Below are 17,329 nucleotides of genomic sequence, written 5' to 3'. Positions count from 1 at the left end.
AATTAATCTAATGTAATATCTAAACCTAAACCACGTAACTCGTGTACCAATACGTTAAACGATTCTGGTACACCCGGAGTTGGTAGGTTTTCACCTTTAACAATGGCTTCGTAAGTTTTGGCTCTTCCGATTACATCATCCGACTTAACGGTTAAGATCTCCTGAAGAATATTAGCAGCACCGAATGCTTCTAATGCCCAAACCTCCATCTCACCAAAACGCTGACCACCGAACTGGGCTTTACCACCCAATGGTTGTTGTGTAATTAACGAGTATGGTCCGATTGAACGGGCGTGCATCTTATCATCAACCATGTGACCTAGTTTCAACATGTAGATAATACCTACAGTTGTAGTCTGATCGAAACGCTCACCTGTTAAACCATTGTATAAGTAGGTTTTTCCTGAAGCAGGAACACCCGCTTTAGCAATCCACTCCTCTACCTCATCATGCGTAGCACCATCAAAAATCGGGGTTGCAAATTTAACACCCAATTCTTTACCGGCCCATGCCAATACGGTTTCATAGATCTGACCAAGGTTCATACGTGAAGGTACACCCAGTGGGTTCAACACAATATCAACCGGGCTACCATCAGCTAAGAAAGGCATATCTTCATCACGTACAATACGTGCAACAATACCTTTGTTACCGTGGCGACCAGCCATTTTATCACCTACTTTTAACTTACGTTTTTTAGCAACATAAACTTTTGCCATTTGTACAATTCCCGATGGAAGCTCATCACCTACACTAATTGCAAATTTATCGCGTTTGTAAGCACCAAGCTCTTCGTTAACACGGATACCGTAGTTGTGAAGCAACATTTTAATTAGCTCGTTTTTATCGTCATCAGTAGTCCATTTGTTAGGGCTAATGTGGTTATAATCAAGCTCTGCTAAAATTTTCTGAGTAAATTTAGCGCCTTTAGCAACTAATAATTCTTTGTAAATGTTAAATACACCTTGTGATGTTTTTCCGTTTACAATAGCGAATAATTTGTCAACTAATTCGTTCTTTAACTTCTCAGTTACTGTGTTATAGCCTTTATCTAATTTCTCAATTGCCGATTTCTCTTCAGCTTTTGTAGTTTTCTTAGCACGGCTGAATAATTTAGTATCAATTACCACACCCTGGATTGAAGGAGGAGTTTTTAAAGACGCATCTTTAACATCACCTGCTTTATCACCAAAGATTGCACGTAGTAATTTCTCTTCTGGTGAAGGATCAGACTCACCTTTAGGGGTAATCTTACCAATTAAAATATCACCTTCTTTTACTTCAGCACCGATACGGATAATACCGTTCTCATCAAGGTCTTTTGTAGCCTCTTCAGAAACGTTCGGGATATCTGGTGTTAATTCCTCTTCTCCACGTTTAGTATCACGTACTTCTAATTCAAACTCTTCAATATGCAATGAAGTGAAAACGTCATCGCGAACAATACGCTCGTTGATTACAATCGCATCCTCAAAGTTGAAACCTTGCCAAGGCATGAATGCCACTTTCAGGTTTCTACCCAATGCCAATTCGCCATCTTCAGTTGCATAACCTTCACAAAGAACCTGACCTTTACTTACTTTCTGACCTTTCTTAACAATTGGTTTTAAGTTGATACAGGTATTCTGGTTGGTTTTTTTGAATTTGATTAAACGGTATGTTTTGCTATCACCTTCAAATGAAACTAAACGATCATCTTCGTTACGCTCGTATTTAATGGTAATTTCGTTTGCATCTACATATTCTACAACACCATCACCTTCTGCATTGATCAAAGTTCTTGAATCGCGGGCAACGCGACCTTCCAAACCTGTACCAACGATTGGTGCTTCAGGACGTAACAATGGTACGGCCTGACGTTGCATGTTCGATCCCATCAACGCCCTGTTCGCATCATCATGTTCTAAGAACGGAATTAACGAAGCAGCAATTGAAGTAATCTGGTTAGGTGCAACGTCCATCAAGTCTAATTTCTCAGGCTCGATAATCGGGAAGTCACCCTCGTAACGTGCTTTAACACGTGGAGTAGAGAACACACCTTTATCATCGTACTCAGCATTAGCCTGAGCAATGGTTTTACCATCCTCATCTTCTGCCGATAAATAGATAACATCTGAATCTACAACTACTTTACCATCTTCAACGCGTTTGTATGGTGTTTCAATGAAACCTAAATTGTTGATTTTTGCATGCACACAAAGTGATGAAATCAAACCAATGTTCGGTCCCTCTGGAGTTTCAATTGTACATAAACGACCGTAGTGCGTGTAGTGAACGTCACGTACCTCGAAACCAGCACGCTCACGGGATAAACCACCCGGACCTAAAGCTGATAAACGGCGTTTGTGTGTAATCTCTGCCAATGGATTGGTTTGATCCATGAACTGAGATAACTGGTTTGTACCAAAGAAAGAGTTGATTACTGATGATAACGTACGGGCGTTAATCAAATCAGTTGGTGTAAACACCTCGTTATCGCGGATGTTCATACGCTCACGGATTGTTCTGGCCATACGGGCTAAACCAACACCGAATTGTGCGTACAACTGCTCACCTACCGTACGTACACGACGGTTTGATAAGTGATCGATATCATCCACCTCTTCTTTAGAGTTGATCAATTTGATCAGGTATTTAACAATTGCGATAATATCTGCTTTCGTTAATACCTTTACATCATCAGGGGTATTCATTTTCAACTTACGGTTGATGCGGTAACGACCAACATCACCTAAGTCATAACGTTTATCCGAGAAGAATAAACGATCGATGATACCACGGGCAGTTTCCTCATCAGGTGGTTCTGCGTTACGCAAAGCACGGTAGATGTTTTCAACAGCTTCTTTCTCTGAGTTTGATGTATCTTTTTGTAATGTATTATATATAATGGTATAATCGGCCTGGCTCGCACCATCTTCCTTAGAAAGGATAATAGTTTTAACACCTGCTTCAATAACCATATCAATGTGTTCGTCTTCTAAAACGGTTTCTCTTTCAAGAATCACTTCATTACGGTCGATAGAAACTACCTCACCAGTATCTTCATCAACAAAATCTTCAACCCATTTCTTCAATACCCTTGCAGCCAGTTTACGACCGATGTATTTCTTTAAACCTGATTTACTAACTTTTACTTCGTCAGCAAGATCAAAAAGTTCTAAAATGTCTTTATCAGAATCGTAACCGATAGCACGCAATAAAGTGGTAACCGGGAATTTTTTCTTACGATCGATGTAAGCATACATTACGTTGTTAACGTCTGTAGCAAACTCGATCCATGAACCTTTGAAAGGGATAACACGTGCTGAGTACAATTTGGTTCCGTTAGTGTGACGGCTCTGGCCGAAGAACACACCCGGAGAACGGTGTAATTGCGAAACGATAACACGTTCTGCACCGTTGATAACAAACGTACCTTTTGGTGTCATATACGGGATAGTACCTAAATACACATCCTGAATAATGGTTTCAAAATCCTCATGTTCAACATCGTTACAAGAAAGCTTCAGCTTTGCTTTTAATGGAACATTGTAGGTTAATCCACGCTCAATACACTCATGTATATCGTAACGTGGCGGATCAACAAAATAATCAAGAAATTCTAATACGAAGATATTTCTCGAATCTGTTATTGGAAAGTTTTCAGCAAACACTTTGAACAAACCCTCGCTAGAGCGATCGTCTGATGTGGTATCTATCTGGAAAAATTCTCTGAATGATTGCAATTGCACATCCAGAAAATCCGGATAGTCTATAATGTGCTTACTAGTTGCAAAATTTACTCTTTGTTCGACTGTCTTTGCCAATGGACTAAAAGATTTTAGTTTAAGAATAAACTATTTGTTTGGTTCGAATTTCAAACAGGCTCATTAACCAAACAAAATGAGATGTTTATAAACAGGTAAAGACACCGACATTTTCAGTCGGTGTCTAATACATTTTTAGCTTAGCTAAGTTAAGTGATTACTTAATCTCAACTACTGCTCCAGCTTCTTCTAATTGTTTTTTAAGAGCTTCTGCTTCGTCTTTAGCAACACCAGCTTTTAATTCTTTTGGTGCTCCGTCTACTAAGTCTTTAGCTTCTTTCAAACCTAAACCAGTTAAGTCTTTAACAAGTTTTACAACTGCTAATTTCTGACCACCAGCTTCTTTTAAGATTACATCAAAAGATGTTTTTTCTGCAGCAGCAGCAGGTGCATCACCACCAGCAGCAGGACCAGCAACTACAGCAGCAGCTGCAGGCTCAATACCATACTCATCTTTTAAGATTTGAGCTAATTCATTAACTTCTTTTACTGTTAAGTTTACTAATTGCTCAGCAAACGCTTTTAAATCTGCCATTTTATTAAGATTTTAAAAATTTACGTGTAATAATTTTGTTTAATTTGCGAACTTAAGGTGTTCGTTAACCTTCTCTTTCTTGTAGAGTTTTAACAATTCCTGCAATTTTGCTACCGCCTGATTGAAGTGCAGATAGAACATTTTTAGCTGGTGATTGTAATAATCCAACGATATCTCCGATAAGCTCTTCTCTTGATTTCAAGCTTACTAAGTTATTCAATTGGTCATCGCCAACGTATACTGATGAATCTATAAATGCTGCTTTAAGCACTGGTTTATCAGATGTTTTTCTCAAAGCTTTAATCAACTTAGCCGGAGCGTTTGCTGTTTTTGAGAATAATAATGATGATGAACCTTTTAATGCTTCGTATATCTCAGAAGCGTCGCCTTCTAAACCTTCAATCGCTTTGCGGATTAAAGAATTTTTAGCAACTTTCATTACGATATCGCCTTCAAAACATTTGCGACGGATGTTATTAATCTGCTCAACAGAAAGGCTAGAAGTATCAGCAATATAAAAATTGCCAAACTCTTGCATTTGTCCTTGTAGTTCTAAAACTACTTCGTTTTTTTCTTCTCTGTTCATGATTAGATCCCCGCTACTGATTTGGTTTCAATTGCAATCCCAGGACTCATTGTAGAAGACACGTGAATGCTCTTAAAATAAGTTCCTTTTGCAGCAGATGGTTTTAGTTTTGAAATCACCTGAATAATTTCAAGTGCGTTCTCATAAATTTTATCTGCCGGGAATGATACTTTTCCTATCGAGGCGTGTATGATACCCGTTTTGTCTACTTTAAAATCAATCTTACCTGCTTTAACCTCAGTTACAGCTTTACCAACTTCGTTAGTTACTGTACCTGATTTTGGGTTAGGCATTAAGTTCCTTGGACCTAAAACACGGCCCAATTTACCTACCTTAGCCATACAAGCTGGTGTAGTGATAATAATGTCTACATCGGTCCAACCACCTTCAATTTTAGCTACATACTCGTCTAAACCTACGAAGTCTGCGCCAGCTGCTTTTGCTTCTTCTTCCTTATCAGGAGTTACTAAAGCTAAAACACGTACAGTTTTACCTGTTCCGTGTGGTAAAGTAGCAATACCACGTACCATTTGATTGGCTTTACGTGGATCTACGCCTAAAGATACATCAATATCAACTGAAGCATCGAATTTAGTAGTAGTGATTTCTTTTACCAAAGCAGCAGCATCCTTCAAAGTATAAGCTTTGCCAGCTTCTATTTTAGCATGTGCCTTTTTTTGATTTTTAGTTAATTTCGCCACTGTTGTAAACTGTTTTTTAATTAATTGTTCCAGGGTGCGTCACCAGAAACGGTGATTCCCATACTGCGTGCTGTTCCAGCAACCATACTCATTGCTGATTCGATTGTAAATGCATTTAAATCAGGCATTTTATCCTCAGCAATAACTTTAATCTGGTCCCAGGTCACCGACCCAACTTTCTTACGGTTAGGCTCAGCAGAACCACTCTGTAATTTAGTAGCATCTTTTAACTGGATAGCTACCGGAGGGGTTTTGATGATGAAATCGAATGACTTATCAGCATAAACAGTAATTACAACTGGCAATACTTTACCTGCTTTATCTTGGGTACGAGCGTTGTACTGTTTGCAAAACTCCATAATGTTCACCCCTTTAGCACCTAATGCAGGCCCTACTGGTGGCGATGGATTTGCCGCTCCGCCTTTGATCTGTAATTTGATCATTGCACTGACTTCTTTTGCCATTTTGTGTTTTTTGTTTATTTAAAACTCAATGTTAAATATTGGAAGCATGTAACATTTATTTCCTTAGGGCTCCTATAAAGCTTAAAGGACTGCAAAGATATGGATTAACTTACAGTAAAACAATAGTATCAATAAAAATTAATTATTAATTCGTATGAATCTCGTAAAACTGCATCTTTTAGTTAAAAAGAGGAATTAAGAACTTTTTGATATTTAACGGATAAGCTGCTCAGCTTATTGCCCGCTCACCGTTATTATGCATAAAAAAGCCCCGAATTGCTTCGAGGCTTTAAAATATCTTAAGTACAATCTTACTCTTTTTCTACCTGCATGTAGTTAAGCTCCAATGGAGTTTTACGTCCGAAGATTTTAACCATAACTTTCAGTTTTTTCTTCTCTTCGTTTACCTCTTCGATAATACCTGAGAAACCATTGAAAGGACCATCCATTACTTTGATGTTTTCTCCAACATAGTAAGGAACATTCATGGTTTCGCCTTGCTCACTCATTTCATCAACCACACCTAAAATACGGTTAACTTCTGCCTGGCGCATTGGAATTGGATTACCGGCTTTATCACCTAAGAAACCAATTACACTGTTAATACCTTTAATGATGTGCTCTAACTCACCGTCTAAGGTAGCTTCGATTAACACATATCCAGGATAAAAGTTGCGTTCTTTGGCAATTTTTTTACCATCTTTCATTTGGTAATATTTTTCCATCGGGATTAACACCTGAGGAACCAAATGAGAGAAACCTAAACGGCTGATCTCAGCATCAATGTACTGTTTTACTTTCTTTTCTTTACCGCTTACAGCCCTTACAACGTACCACTTTAGATCGCTCATTCGTAAATATTAATTAGAAAGTGATTTATAAAAAGTATCTAACACAAATGTAGATCCTTTATCCATTGCAAAAATTACCAATGCAATAATTAAAGAAGCAACCAATACCAGAATAGCAGAACTTTGCAGTTCGCCCCATGTAGGCCAGGTAACCTTCTGGGTCATTTCATCGTACGATTCTTTTATAAACTCAACTACTTTAGCCATATTTATTATAATGATTAAATGATTGAGCTAGTGAGAGACTGAATGTAAACACATTCAACCGTTATAAATTCACTAATTCAATCATTATTTTGGCACGGGAACAAGGATTCGAACCCTGATCAAAGGTTTTGGAGACCTCTATTCTACCGTTGAACTATTCCCGTGTATTTTAAAAAGAGCTAGCCTGAACCAGCTCTTTTTGTATTGTTGTAGCTTAAAATTAAGCTAAGATTTCAGTTACCTGACCAGCACCTACTGTTCTACCACCTTCACGGATAGCGAAACGTAGACCTTTTTCCATTGCAATCGCGTTAATTAATTTAACTGTGATTGTAACGTTATCACCTGGCATTACCATTTCAGTTCCTTCAGCTAGTGAGATCTCACCAGTTACGTCTGTGGTACGGAAATAGAATTGAGGACGATATTTGTTGAAGAATGGAGTGTGACGACCACCTTCTGCTTTTGATAATACATAGATCTCAGCTTTGAAATCAGTGTGAGGAGTTACTGAACCTGGTTTACAGATTACCATACCACGACGGATATCAGTTTTCTCAATACCACGTAACAATAAACCTACGTTATCACCAGCTTCACCGTAATCTAAGATTTTACGAAACATCTCAACACCAGTTACTGTAGATTTTAAGTTCTCAGCACCCATACCCAAGATCTCAACTGGATCTCCAGAGTTGATTACACCACGCTCAATACGACCAGTAGCAACAGTACCACGACCTGTGATTGAGAATACATCTTCAACTGGCATTAAGAAAGGAAGATCAGTTAAACGTGGAGGAATTGGAATGTAGCTATCTACAGCATCCATTAACTCCATGATTTTACCAACCCATTTCGGATCAGCATTTAATCCACCTAAAGCAGAACCTTGGATTACTGGAATATCATCACCTGGGAATTCATAGAATGATAATAATTCACGAACTTCCATTTCAACTAGTTCTAATAATTCTGGATCATCAACCATATCCACTTTATTCATGAATACAACTAATGAAGGCACACCAACCTGACGAGCCAATAAGATGTGCTCTCTAGTTTGTGGCATTGGACCATCAGTAGCAGCAACAACGATAATTGCACCGTCCATTTGAGCAGCACCAGTAACCATGTTTTTCACGTAATCCGCGTGACCTGGACAGTCAACGTGTGCATAGTGACGGTTAGCTGTTGAATACTCAACGTGAGCTGTATTGATTGTAATACCTCTTTCTTTTTCCTCTGGAGCAGAGTCAATTGAATCGAATGAACGTGCCTCAGATAAACCAGCATCAGCCAAAACTTTTGTAATAGCTGCTGTTAAAGTTGTTTTACCGTGATCCACGTGACCGATTGTACCGATGTTTAAGTGCGGTTTACTGCGGTCAAATTTTTCTTTTGCCATTTTATTTATAACTAATTAGTAGGTTAACTTTTTATTATTTCTTATTTATTGTTTTTTCAACACAAAAAACCTTGCTATTCTGCTTAAACAGATTTAACAAAGCTTTATTATACCTGAGCCAACTATGGGAATTGAACCCACGACCTCTTCCTTACCAAGGAAGTGCTCTACCGCTGAGCTAAGTCGGCTTTTAGTTTTCAGTTTCAGCATTTGGCCTTAAATTTTAAACCGTATGAGTAACTGCCCACTTTCTAATTCTATTGGAGCGGAAGACGAGGTTCGAACTCGCGACCTATAGCTTGGAAGGCTATCGCTCTACCAACTGAGCTACTTCCGCTTTTAAAAAATTAGTGATTGATTGAACGAATGAATGACTTAATTATCATTAAAACATTTAGTCATCCATTCATTTAAAGTGTGGGGAGAGAAGGATTCGAACCTTCGAAGTCTTACGACAACAGAGTTACAGTCTGTCCCATTTGGCCGCTCTGGTATCTCCCCAACTTTATCTTAAAATGCTAACACTTTAAAATAAAAAGAGCCTCCTATCGGAATCGAACCAATGACCTACTGATTACAAGTCAGTTGCTCTACCAGCTGAGCTAAGGAGGCTTTAAATTTTGTGCAATGATACGAAAAATCTTCATTTTTCATACTATTAGCGTGTATTTTTAAAACTTTTATCTTTTTAAAGAACAACCCTTTTCTTCTTGGCGTAACGCCCTTTCCGAAAGGGAATGCAAATATACACACTTATATTTCACTTCAAAATAAATTTGAAAAAAAATGGAGAAGTTTTTTTGTCCATTTCAGTAAACAAGCCGAATTGGCTTAGTAATCAACCGCTTAAAATTGAATATTTTTTTCACTTTTTTCTGCTCCTTTTTCGAAAAAACGAAGCTTTATGGATAACAACAGGAATACTCATCTAAAATTAAAAGCTAAATAAATTTCAAAAAAAATAAAATCACTCCTCTTTTGATCATTTTTTATTCAAACGCCAATAGAAATTAAGTGAAATTAATCGCAAAAAAACCGAAATCCATCAACCCATCCCACCTGTAGCATTCATTTTTTTTAAATCAAACACTGTTTTTCTTTCAAAAACACGAGCGCTTAACACAAAAAAAGCAGTGCATTTTGAACTGCACTGCTCCTTTTTTATAATTCTCTACTTAATATTAATAATCTGCGGCTTCGCTTTCGCTTAAAATGGCTTTATGCTCACTCAATTTTGCACGCGTTTTATCCTTATGTTTCGTAATTTGCTTTCTTAGCGATTCGATAGCCAGATCGGTGGCCTCTTCAAATGATTTACATTGTTCTTTAGCGAATAAGGTCCCTCCTGGCACAATAAGTTTTATCTCACTGATTTTATTGGCTTCATCCTCTACGTTCTCTAACTTTAAATACACTTCGCCGCTAATGATCTGATCAAAAAACTGATCGAGTTTGTTTGCTTTTTTCTGGATAAAGTCTAACAACTTACTGTCTGCACTGAAGTGGATTGATTGAACTCCGATTTTCATTTTTCCTCCTTTTTTTACGCCTTTGGGTGGGCTTGTTTATAAATTGTTTTTAATCTTTCAATAGAATTATGGGTATAAACCTGTGTGGCCGCTAAACTAGCGTGGCCCAACAATTCTTTTATTGCATTTAAATCTGCACCTGCATTTAACAGGCTGGTTGCGTAGCTGTGCCGGAGCACGTGTGGACTTTTCTTTTCATGAGTTGATACGTGTTTTAGGTATTCGGTAACAATACGGTATATTAATTTTGGATATGCCGCTGCTCCTGTATTGGTAACGATTAAGATAAGCAAATTGTTATTAAAGTTTTGCAACTTTTTTTGTTCAATATAGATATTTAGCTGATTAATAAGCGATTTATTTATTGGGATGATACGTTCCTTGTTCCGTTTACCCAAAACTTTGATTGTACCAGAGTAAACATCTATATCGGTATCTTTTAATTGTAGTAATTCGGCTAAACGCATTCCGGTGCCAAAAAGCAGTTCTATCACCACATGGTCGCGCACTGAAGGGAAACTGGCATCGAAATAATGCTCAGAATCCAGCAAATGATCCATTTTCAGCGCATCAACAAATACCGGAAGTCTTTTAGGAATTTTAGGTGCCTTAATTAAAACTGTAGGATTCTGATCAATCTTTCCTTCCCTTAGCAAAAACTTGTAAAAACTGCGTAATGCCGAAATTTTTCGGTTAATGGTGGTTTCGGCATTTTCCTGCTCCATTAAATCGACCATATAACTCCTGAGGTGAGTATGTTTCACTGCTAAAAAATGGAGCTCGAATGTACTGTTGATATACCTTTCAAACTGATCCAAATCGGCTTGATAAGAAGTGATGGTATGCTGAGAATAGCGCTTCTCGTGAGTTAAATATGTAATAAAACTTTTCAACAACATTCAATATCTTTTTGAGGGGCATTGATATGAAGTTACAAATAGTTTTGATATAAAGAAATCATTAATTAATTGTTTATTGTAAAGTTTTTGATTCCTTTAAAAACAAAAAAGCTCCGATTAAAAAATCGAAGCTTTAATATATTATATCGTAAACAACTATGCAGTTGTATCTTGATTCATATTCTGAATGTAAACAGCATGTTTAATTTCAGTACGGCGAGCAACGGATTTTTTCTCGTATGCTTGGCGACTACGTAGTTCTCTCAATACACCAGTTTTTTCAAACTTTTTCTTGAAACGTTTAAGGGCTTTATCTAATGATTCGCCGTCTTTAATGTTGATAATGATCATAACGCTGAAATACCTCCTCTCGTGGTTTTTAAATTTCCCGTACTATCGGGGCTGCAAATGTAAGCAAAATATTGAAATTGAGAAAGATTTTTAAAAGAAATTTTATTTGACCCTTTGGTTAAATTAATGGGTTCTTTGTTTAATTTAGATAAACTATTTACTACTATGACGACAGGCAAAAAAGTAACCTCAATTATTGCAGTTATTATTGTGCTACTACTTGTGGCAATTTGTTATTACCGGTACTTCTTTGTTTTTGGCGAAGGTGTTAAAGCCGGCGAACTAAATTATGTGGTTAAAAAGGGTTACATCTTTAAAACCTATGAAGGAAAACTGATTCAGAGTGGGGTAAAATCGCGGCAAACCGGAACATTACAAAATAACGAATTCGAATTTTCTATCGCCAGTAAAGAAGTTGCAGAAAAAATGATGGCCAATAGTGGTAAATTTTACGAGCTGCACTACAAGGAATACAAAAACACCCTCCCATGGCGTGGATTTAGTGTGTATGTAGTGGATAGCATTTTAACAACTACGGACATAAAATAAGCTTAAAGCTAAATTTAGGCCTAAATTTTTCAACTTCGCATCAAGCCGCTTTAGTCTTTAGTATGAACATTCCCCATAAGTATTGGCTTTAAAACGCGAAAAAAATCCGGAGGTAATTAAACCGTCCGGATTACTCATAATATATTTGGTTTGTTGTTTCTTTAGAAAAGTACTGATTTGCTTTGGTCTTTCAACTTAATTCAGCACTTCACGGGCAATTACAATTTTTTGGATTTCCGAGGTCCCCTCACCTATGGTACATAGTTTACTATCGCGGTAAAATTTCTCTACCGGGAAATCTTTAGTATAACCATAACCGCCAAAGATCTGAACAGCATCGGTAGCTACCCTAACCGAAACTTCGGAAGCAAAATATTTTGCCATTGCCGATTCCTTTGTCATTGGTAAATGCCTGTTTTTTAAATCTGCTGCCTGACGGATCAGTAATTCTGCAGCTTCAATTTCAGTAGCCATATCAGCAAGCTTAAAACTAATGGCCTGGAAGCTAGAAATCGGCTGACCAAATTGCTGCCTTTGTTTCGAATAAGCTACAGCTGCATCGAAAGCCCCCTTAGCAATACCCAAAGCCAGTGCTGCAATAGAAATACGTCCGCCATCTAAAACTTTCATGGCCTGTTTAAAACCTTCGCCTACATTGCCTAATAAATTGGCTTTAGGTACACGGCAGTTATCAAAAACCATTTCAGTAGTTTCTGAAGCACGCATACCCAGTTTATTTTCCTTTTTACCTGCCGAAAAACCTGGTGTACCGCGTTCTACCACAATGGCCGAAATTCCTTTCGAACTCCCCTTTTCGCCTGTACGCACCATTACTACAGCAATATCGCCACTTTTACCATGGGTAATCCAGTTTTTTGCTCCATTAATAATATAATCATCGCCATCTTCAACAGCAGTAGTCATCATCCGTAAAGCGTCAGAGCCTGTATTGGCTTCTGTTAAGCCCCAGGCACCAATCCACTCGGCAGTTGCCAGCTTTGGCAGCCACCGTTGCTTCTGCTCCTCATTGGCAAAAGCTAAAATGTGGCCAGTGCATAAAGAGTTGTGTGCCGCCAGCGATAAGCCGATTGAACCACAAACCCGCGCCACTTCTACAATTACATCAACATACTCCTGGTAACCCAATCCCGAGCCCCGTATGCTTCGGGCACTAGAACCCCCATTAAGCCCAACTCGCCAAGTTGCTTAAACAGCTCGACAGGAAAATGCTGTGCTTCATCCCACTCCATTATATGTGGACGAATATTTTTCTCTGCAAAATCGCGAACCATAGTCCGCACACTCTGCTGAGTTTCTGTTTCTGAAAAATCGAAGCTTACGCTCATTAAATTTATATTTTATAGTTAGTTGCAGCAATTATAAACAATTATTTGATAGTTAGTTACCATCAAATAATTTCGCAATTGCAGAATGAAATGGTATTCGGTTCAATATGTTATGCCGTTAATTTTAAAGCTTGAAATTGGTAGAGAAAGTTTTTTTTATTTTTTTCACAACTATGGAAGGCATAGGTAAATAAATTTTCAGTTTGAACTAAAATAGATTGCAAATGCATTGCAATAACAGTTCTATTATAACACTAACAATAGTGCCATTTCGTATAGCTGTATTTAAAAAGAAATATAAGGAGTAATTTTATCAATCACTTCCTAACTCAAAAGAACAACCTTTTTTAAATCTTCAGTACCCGAATAATTGCCGTTCTGTTTGCGATACGTTTTGCAAAAGCTCTTCCTATTCCCTTTATCTCATCCTGCTGTGACGAATCAGCTGTATTAATATCTACGATTACTGTTTTCTTAACGTATGCTTTCTTTTCAAAAGGAACAAAGCTTTTAGCATTACCAGGTGGTTTCTTCTATATTAACATAAGGGAGCAATTTCTGGTACAGCTCTGGCGAAATGGTATACATTTTTTTAGGTCTTCGGGCTTGTAAAAGCTCCCTCCCTTATTGGTATAATTTACAATTGCTGCAGGCTGTTTTGGCGATAAGCCAAAGCTTTGCCAACCATTAATAGATAAGGTATTGGGGTCAAAATTAAAAAACCTGATATTTTTTACTGCGTCTGAGCCATCAATCCGCCTGTGGGTATAAGCAGAGCGTTCTTCTTCAACCACTTTTAAATGCTGGATCTGCGACAAAAGCGTAGGATCGTCTTTTTCAACCGGTTTATAGTAGTTATATAAAAAAGGTGTAGCTTTAATTGCAATAATGAGTAGCACAAGAAACAACAAACCATTGAATTCGCCTTTACTAAAACCGAAATGTTTGTTGAGCCAAATTCTCATAGATGCGATATGACATGCGTATTATAAATATAAATCTTATTTTTGGAATTGCAAAACTGTATAGGTTTTGCCTATCAACGCCACAAAGAATTTTATATGAAGATCATTACTACATCTGAGTTTGCGAAAGCAACAAAGATAGATAAGCTAGGTGTACCAGGTTTGGCAGGTTTGATGATGGAGATCATGAAGCTTAACGACATCAATGATGTTTTTGCTCAAAACCAACACTTTAAAGGTTTAGAATTTGTAGATAAAATATTAGAAACCATTGGCGTTTCTATCGAATTTGACGAAGATGATTTAAACAGTATACCTAAAACCGGGCCATTTATTGCCATTGCTAATCACCCTTATGGTGGGGTTGAAGGCCTGGCCCTGGTTAAGCTTTTGTGCACGGTGCGCCCGGACGCAAAGGTGATGGTAAACTTCATTTTGAAGAAAATCCCCAATCTTGATGAGTTTTTTGTTGCTGTTAACCCATTCGAAAATGTTCAGCACTCCTCAAGCATCAGCGGTTTAAAAACCACTTTCGATTTACTTAGAAACGGTACCCCAATTGGCATTTTCCCTGCCGGAGAAGTTTCGACCTTTAAGCTGGATGCCCAACAGGTAACCGATAGAATGTGGCATCCTGTAGTTGGAAAGCTCATTGCAAAGGCAAAAGTGCCAGTGGTACCCATTTATTTCCATGGCAACAATGGTGTTTTCTTTAACATCTTAAGTTTCATCCACCCCACCCTGCGTACTGCAAAACTTCCATCTGAGTTTTTAAACAAGCACGGCCGCACCATTAAAGTGAGGATTGGTAAACCAATTGCAGTTTCGGAAATTTCGCATATGAACAGCAGTAACAAGCTGATGGACTTTTTGAGGGCCAGAACTTATGCGCTGGGTATTGGGCTAGATACTGAGAAAAAACTCTTCAACCCACTTAATCTGTTTAAAATTAAAAAGAAAGCTGCCGATGTAATTGAAGAAACTTCGCGTGTGCTGATTAAAGCGGAGGTAGAGCAGCTGGAAGACTTTAAGGTTTGGACGGAGAAAAATTACGAGGTTTATATTGTTCCTACATTAAAGATCCCTAACATTTTAAGAGAAATTGGCCGTTTGCGTGAAATTACTTTCCGTGAGGTTGGCGAAGGTACCAATAAAAAAATCGACCTCGATAACTACGATATTTACTATAATCACTTATTTATTTGGGATAAAGATCTCGAAAATATTGTAGGTGCTTACCGGATTGGTAAGGGCGACGAAATTTTAGAAAGCATGGGCCGCCGTGGTTTCTACCTGTCTGAGCTGTTTAAAATGAAAGATCAGTTTTATCCAATGCTAAGACAGGGTATCGAACTTGGTCGCTCGTGGATTAGAAAAGAATATCAGGGTAAGCCGCTTCCTTTGTTCCTACTTTGGAAAGGTATTTTAAAATACCTGATTGATAACCCACAATACCGCTACATGTTTGGGCCGGTAAGTATCAGCAATAATTTCTCAAAGTTTAGTAAGGCACTGATTGTTGATTACATTACCAAAAACCACTTCGATTATGAAATGGCCAAATATGTTAAACCAAGAAATAAATTTAAGGCCGATTTATTACCTATTGCTACCGATACCCTTGTAGATAGCAGCGAATCGTTTAAAGATCTGGATAGTATTATTGGCGATATCGAAAACTCACACATTAAAATCCCGGTGTTGTTAAGGCAATATATGAACCTGAATGCGAAGATTATTTCATTCAATATTGACCCGAAATTTTCTGATTGCTTGGATGGTTTCTTAGTGGTTGATACCCACAATATTCCGCCAGAAATGCTTGAAAAACTAGGCAAGAACTTATAATCTAAAACAAAAAAACCCAGACATCCATCTGGGTTTTTTTATTATCAACTAACCTAAACTTTATAAATACTAACCAAATATTTATGCCACAAAAGTAAGATGACCTTGTTAAGTTGTTATTAATGAAATGTTATTTATAGAATATTTTGAATCACAATTTCTTAATCGATAAATACGCTGTTGTTCATATTATTCTGTTACCTTTAGCTACTCTGTATGAGCTATGATAAACATTCTTCTTTATAAGAACCGAGTGTTTCCCTCCCTTATATTTAGCTCAAATAAAAAACATTTTATCAAATTGGTTTCAGGTGGAATCAATTTTGAATCCTAATTTATGACAGTCATTTCTAAAGAAAATTTTTCGAAAGCTACGGGTATCTGTAATATTCCAATCCCAGGCCTCGCCTCCTTTTTAATGAGATTTTTGAAGATTAACGACTTCAACGGAATTATTAAGGATGCCCACACATTAGAAGGCGAAAAATTTGCCAATCATATTTTGGATGTTTTGGGTGTCAGCATCCAGATTAGTGATGAAGATCTTGCCAATATCCCCAAAGAGGGGGCATTTATCGCCATAGCTAACCATCCTTATGGCGCAATCGAATCGCTGGCATTACTCAGTACACTGGCTAGTAAACGATCAGACACCATGTTTATGGGGAATTTTTTATTAAAAAAAATCCCTAACCTCGAAAAATGCATCATTGCAGTAAATCCTTTCGAAAAGGTTCAGGATACATCCAGTATCAGCGGTTTGAAAACAACTTTAAAAGTTTTAAAAGACGGAAGCCCGGTTGCAATTTTTCCAGCTGGCGAAGTTTCTTCCTATAAATTCAGGAAAAACCAGATTACAGATCGCGAATGGCATCCGGTAGTGGGAAAAATTATCGCTAAAGCCAAAGTGCCAATTCTACCTGTATATTTCCATGGCAACAACGGCATCTTTTTTAGCCTCTTAAAATATATACACCCATCATTGCAAACTGCAAAACTGATTTCAGAGTTGTTCAATAAAAGTGGGCATCAGTTAAAAATCAGCATCGGAAAGCCTGTTAATCTAGATGAAATAGCCTGCAAAGGCTGTAATATTTCGCTATTAAGGCATTTGAGAACCAGACTTTATGCGCTTAAAAAAAATTAAACCTCACTTTCATAAAAATAGTGTTAATTTCTGATTAAGGACAACCTCGTTGTTAACATAAACAAATTGTTGCTTTTATGTTAATTATAAGTAAATTTAATGTAACCAAATATGGTGCGGTTTGAAAAGAGGGATCT

16 protein-coding genes, 5 tRNA genes and 1 pseudogene are annotated in these 17,329 nt (G+C 37.6%); 3 read left to right on the top strand and 19 right to left on the bottom strand.

Annotated elements, in window-relative coordinates; translation table 11 throughout:
* Nucleotides 1-2: 2 nt before the first annotated feature.
* The 16 genes from rpoB to rpsU form a co-directional block, all read right to left on the bottom strand.
* Entirely contained in the window at nucleotides 3-3,806 is a 3,804-nt protein-coding gene (gene rpoB, locus G7074_RS17250; protein ID WP_039482036.1) for a DNA-directed RNA polymerase subunit beta, read from the bottom strand.
* Nucleotides 3,807-3,963: 157 nt separating this feature from the next.
* On the bottom strand, nucleotides 3,964-4,341 hold the full coding sequence (gene rplL / locus G7074_RS17245) for a 50S ribosomal protein L7/L12 (protein WP_010601097.1): 378 nt from the start codon (nucleotides 4,339-4,341) through the stop codon (nucleotides 3,964-3,966).
* Nucleotides 4,342-4,405: 64 nt separating this feature from the next.
* Nucleotides 4,406-4,927: a 50S ribosomal protein L10 gene (gene rplJ, locus G7074_RS17240; RefSeq protein WP_039482033.1), complete on the bottom strand. Its 522-nt coding sequence runs from the start codon at nucleotides 4,925-4,927 to the stop codon at nucleotides 4,406-4,408.
* 2 nt (nucleotides 4,928-4,929) lie between these two features.
* A complete protein-coding gene (gene rplA / locus G7074_RS17235; protein ID WP_025143259.1) occupies nucleotides 4,930-5,628 on the bottom strand; it encodes a 50S ribosomal protein L1 in 699 nt (232 codons plus the stop codon).
* 20 nt (nucleotides 5,629-5,648) lie between these two features.
* Nucleotides 5,649-6,092 carry a 50S ribosomal protein L11 gene (rplK, locus tag G7074_RS17230; protein ID WP_010601094.1) on the bottom strand — a complete coding sequence of 148 codons (444 nt, stop codon included), beginning with the start codon at nucleotides 6,090-6,092 and terminating at the stop codon, nucleotides 5,649-5,651.
* 311 nt (nucleotides 6,093-6,403) lie between these two features.
* Nucleotides 6,404-6,943 (bottom strand): transcription termination/antitermination protein NusG, encoded by a 540-nt coding sequence (gene nusG, locus G7074_RS17225; protein ID WP_010601093.1) that lies wholly within the window; start codon nucleotides 6,941-6,943, stop codon nucleotides 6,404-6,406.
* A gap of 9 nt (nucleotides 6,944-6,952) precedes the next feature.
* Nucleotides 6,953-7,150 (bottom strand): preprotein translocase subunit SecE, encoded by a 198-nt coding sequence (gene secE, locus G7074_RS17220; RefSeq protein WP_029279332.1) that lies wholly within the window; start codon nucleotides 7,148-7,150, stop codon nucleotides 6,953-6,955.
* A gap of 90 nt (nucleotides 7,151-7,240) precedes the next feature.
* Nucleotides 7,241-7,314 (bottom strand) — tRNA-Trp (locus G7074_RS17215).
* Nucleotides 7,315-7,370: 56 nt separating this feature from the next.
* Entirely contained in the window at nucleotides 7,371-8,558 is a 1,188-nt protein-coding gene (gene tuf, locus G7074_RS17210) for an elongation factor Tu (protein WP_047798116.1), read from the bottom strand.
* A 116-nt stretch (nucleotides 8,559-8,674) separates the two neighbouring features.
* Nucleotides 8,675-8,746 (bottom strand) — tRNA-Thr (locus G7074_RS17205).
* Nucleotides 8,747-8,819: 73 nt separating this feature from the next.
* A tRNA-Gly gene (locus G7074_RS17200) sits at nucleotides 8,820-8,895 on the bottom strand.
* 81 nt (nucleotides 8,896-8,976) lie between these two features.
* A tRNA-Tyr gene (locus G7074_RS17195) sits at nucleotides 8,977-9,059 on the bottom strand.
* A 38-nt stretch (nucleotides 9,060-9,097) separates the two neighbouring features.
* Nucleotides 9,098-9,170: transfer RNA gene (locus G7074_RS17190), tRNA-Thr, on the bottom strand.
* Nucleotides 9,171-9,739: 569 nt separating this feature from the next.
* On the bottom strand, nucleotides 9,740-10,087 hold the full coding sequence (hpf, locus tag G7074_RS17185; RefSeq protein WP_025143266.1) for a ribosome hibernation-promoting factor, HPF/YfiA family: 348 nt from the start codon (nucleotides 10,085-10,087) through the stop codon (nucleotides 9,740-9,742).
* A 14-nt stretch (nucleotides 10,088-10,101) separates the two neighbouring features.
* The gene (locus G7074_RS17180; protein WP_124560734.1) at nucleotides 10,102-10,986 is read right to left on the bottom strand and encodes a tyrosine-type recombinase/integrase; all 885 of its coding nucleotides are present in this window, start codon (nucleotides 10,984-10,986) and stop codon (nucleotides 10,102-10,104) included.
* 156 nt (nucleotides 10,987-11,142) lie between these two features.
* On the bottom strand, nucleotides 11,143-11,337 hold the full coding sequence (rpsU, locus tag G7074_RS17175; RefSeq protein ID WP_086549247.1) for a 30S ribosomal protein S21: 195 nt from the start codon (nucleotides 11,335-11,337) through the stop codon (nucleotides 11,143-11,145).
* Nucleotides 11,338-11,502: 165 nt separating this feature from the next.
* Here rpsU and G7074_RS17170 point away from each other — a divergent pair, with 165 nt between their 5' ends.
* Complete coding sequence (locus G7074_RS17170; RefSeq protein WP_124560735.1) at nucleotides 11,503-11,886, top strand: hypothetical protein; 384 nt, start codon at nucleotides 11,503-11,505, stop codon at nucleotides 11,884-11,886.
* A 195-nt stretch (nucleotides 11,887-12,081) separates the two neighbouring features.
* On the opposite strand, the gene G7074_RS27290 is transcribed toward G7074_RS17170, so the two are convergent.
* The 3 genes and pseudogenes from G7074_RS27290 to G7074_RS17160 form a co-directional block, all read right to left on the bottom strand.
* Nucleotides 12,082-12,588, bottom strand: coding sequence for an acyl-CoA dehydrogenase family protein (locus tag G7074_RS27290; protein WP_370526651.1), 507 nt, complete (start codon nucleotides 12,586-12,588; stop codon nucleotides 12,082-12,084).
* A gap of 42 nt (nucleotides 12,589-12,630) precedes the next feature.
* Nucleotides 12,631-13,178, bottom strand: a pseudogene (locus G7074_RS27285) (acyl-CoA dehydrogenase family protein); the annotation flags it as partial.
* 587 nt (nucleotides 13,179-13,765) lie between these two features.
* On the bottom strand, nucleotides 13,766-14,197 hold the full coding sequence (locus G7074_RS17160; RefSeq protein WP_124560737.1) for a hypothetical protein: 432 nt from the start codon (nucleotides 14,195-14,197) through the stop codon (nucleotides 13,766-13,768).
* Nucleotides 14,198-14,293: 96 nt separating this feature from the next.
* Between G7074_RS17160 and G7074_RS17155 the strand changes: the two genes are divergently transcribed.
* Nucleotides 14,294-16,045 carry a lysophospholipid acyltransferase family protein gene (locus G7074_RS17155; RefSeq protein WP_124560738.1) on the top strand — a complete coding sequence of 584 codons (1,752 nt, stop codon included), beginning with the start codon at nucleotides 14,294-14,296 and terminating at the stop codon, nucleotides 16,043-16,045.
* A gap of 337 nt (nucleotides 16,046-16,382) precedes the next feature.
* Nucleotides 16,383-17,192, top strand: coding sequence for a lysophospholipid acyltransferase family protein (locus tag G7074_RS17150; protein ID WP_124560739.1), 810 nt, complete (start codon nucleotides 16,383-16,385; stop codon nucleotides 17,190-17,192).
* The last annotated feature ends 137 nt before the right edge of the window (nucleotides 17,193-17,329 follow it).

Origin of the sequence: Pedobacter sp. HDW13 (assembly GCF_011303555.1) — a bacterium.
Lineage (GTDB): Bacteria > Bacteroidota > Bacteroidia > Sphingobacteriales > Sphingobacteriaceae > Pedobacter.
This window is presented reverse-complemented; position numbering and strand designations above follow the sequence as displayed.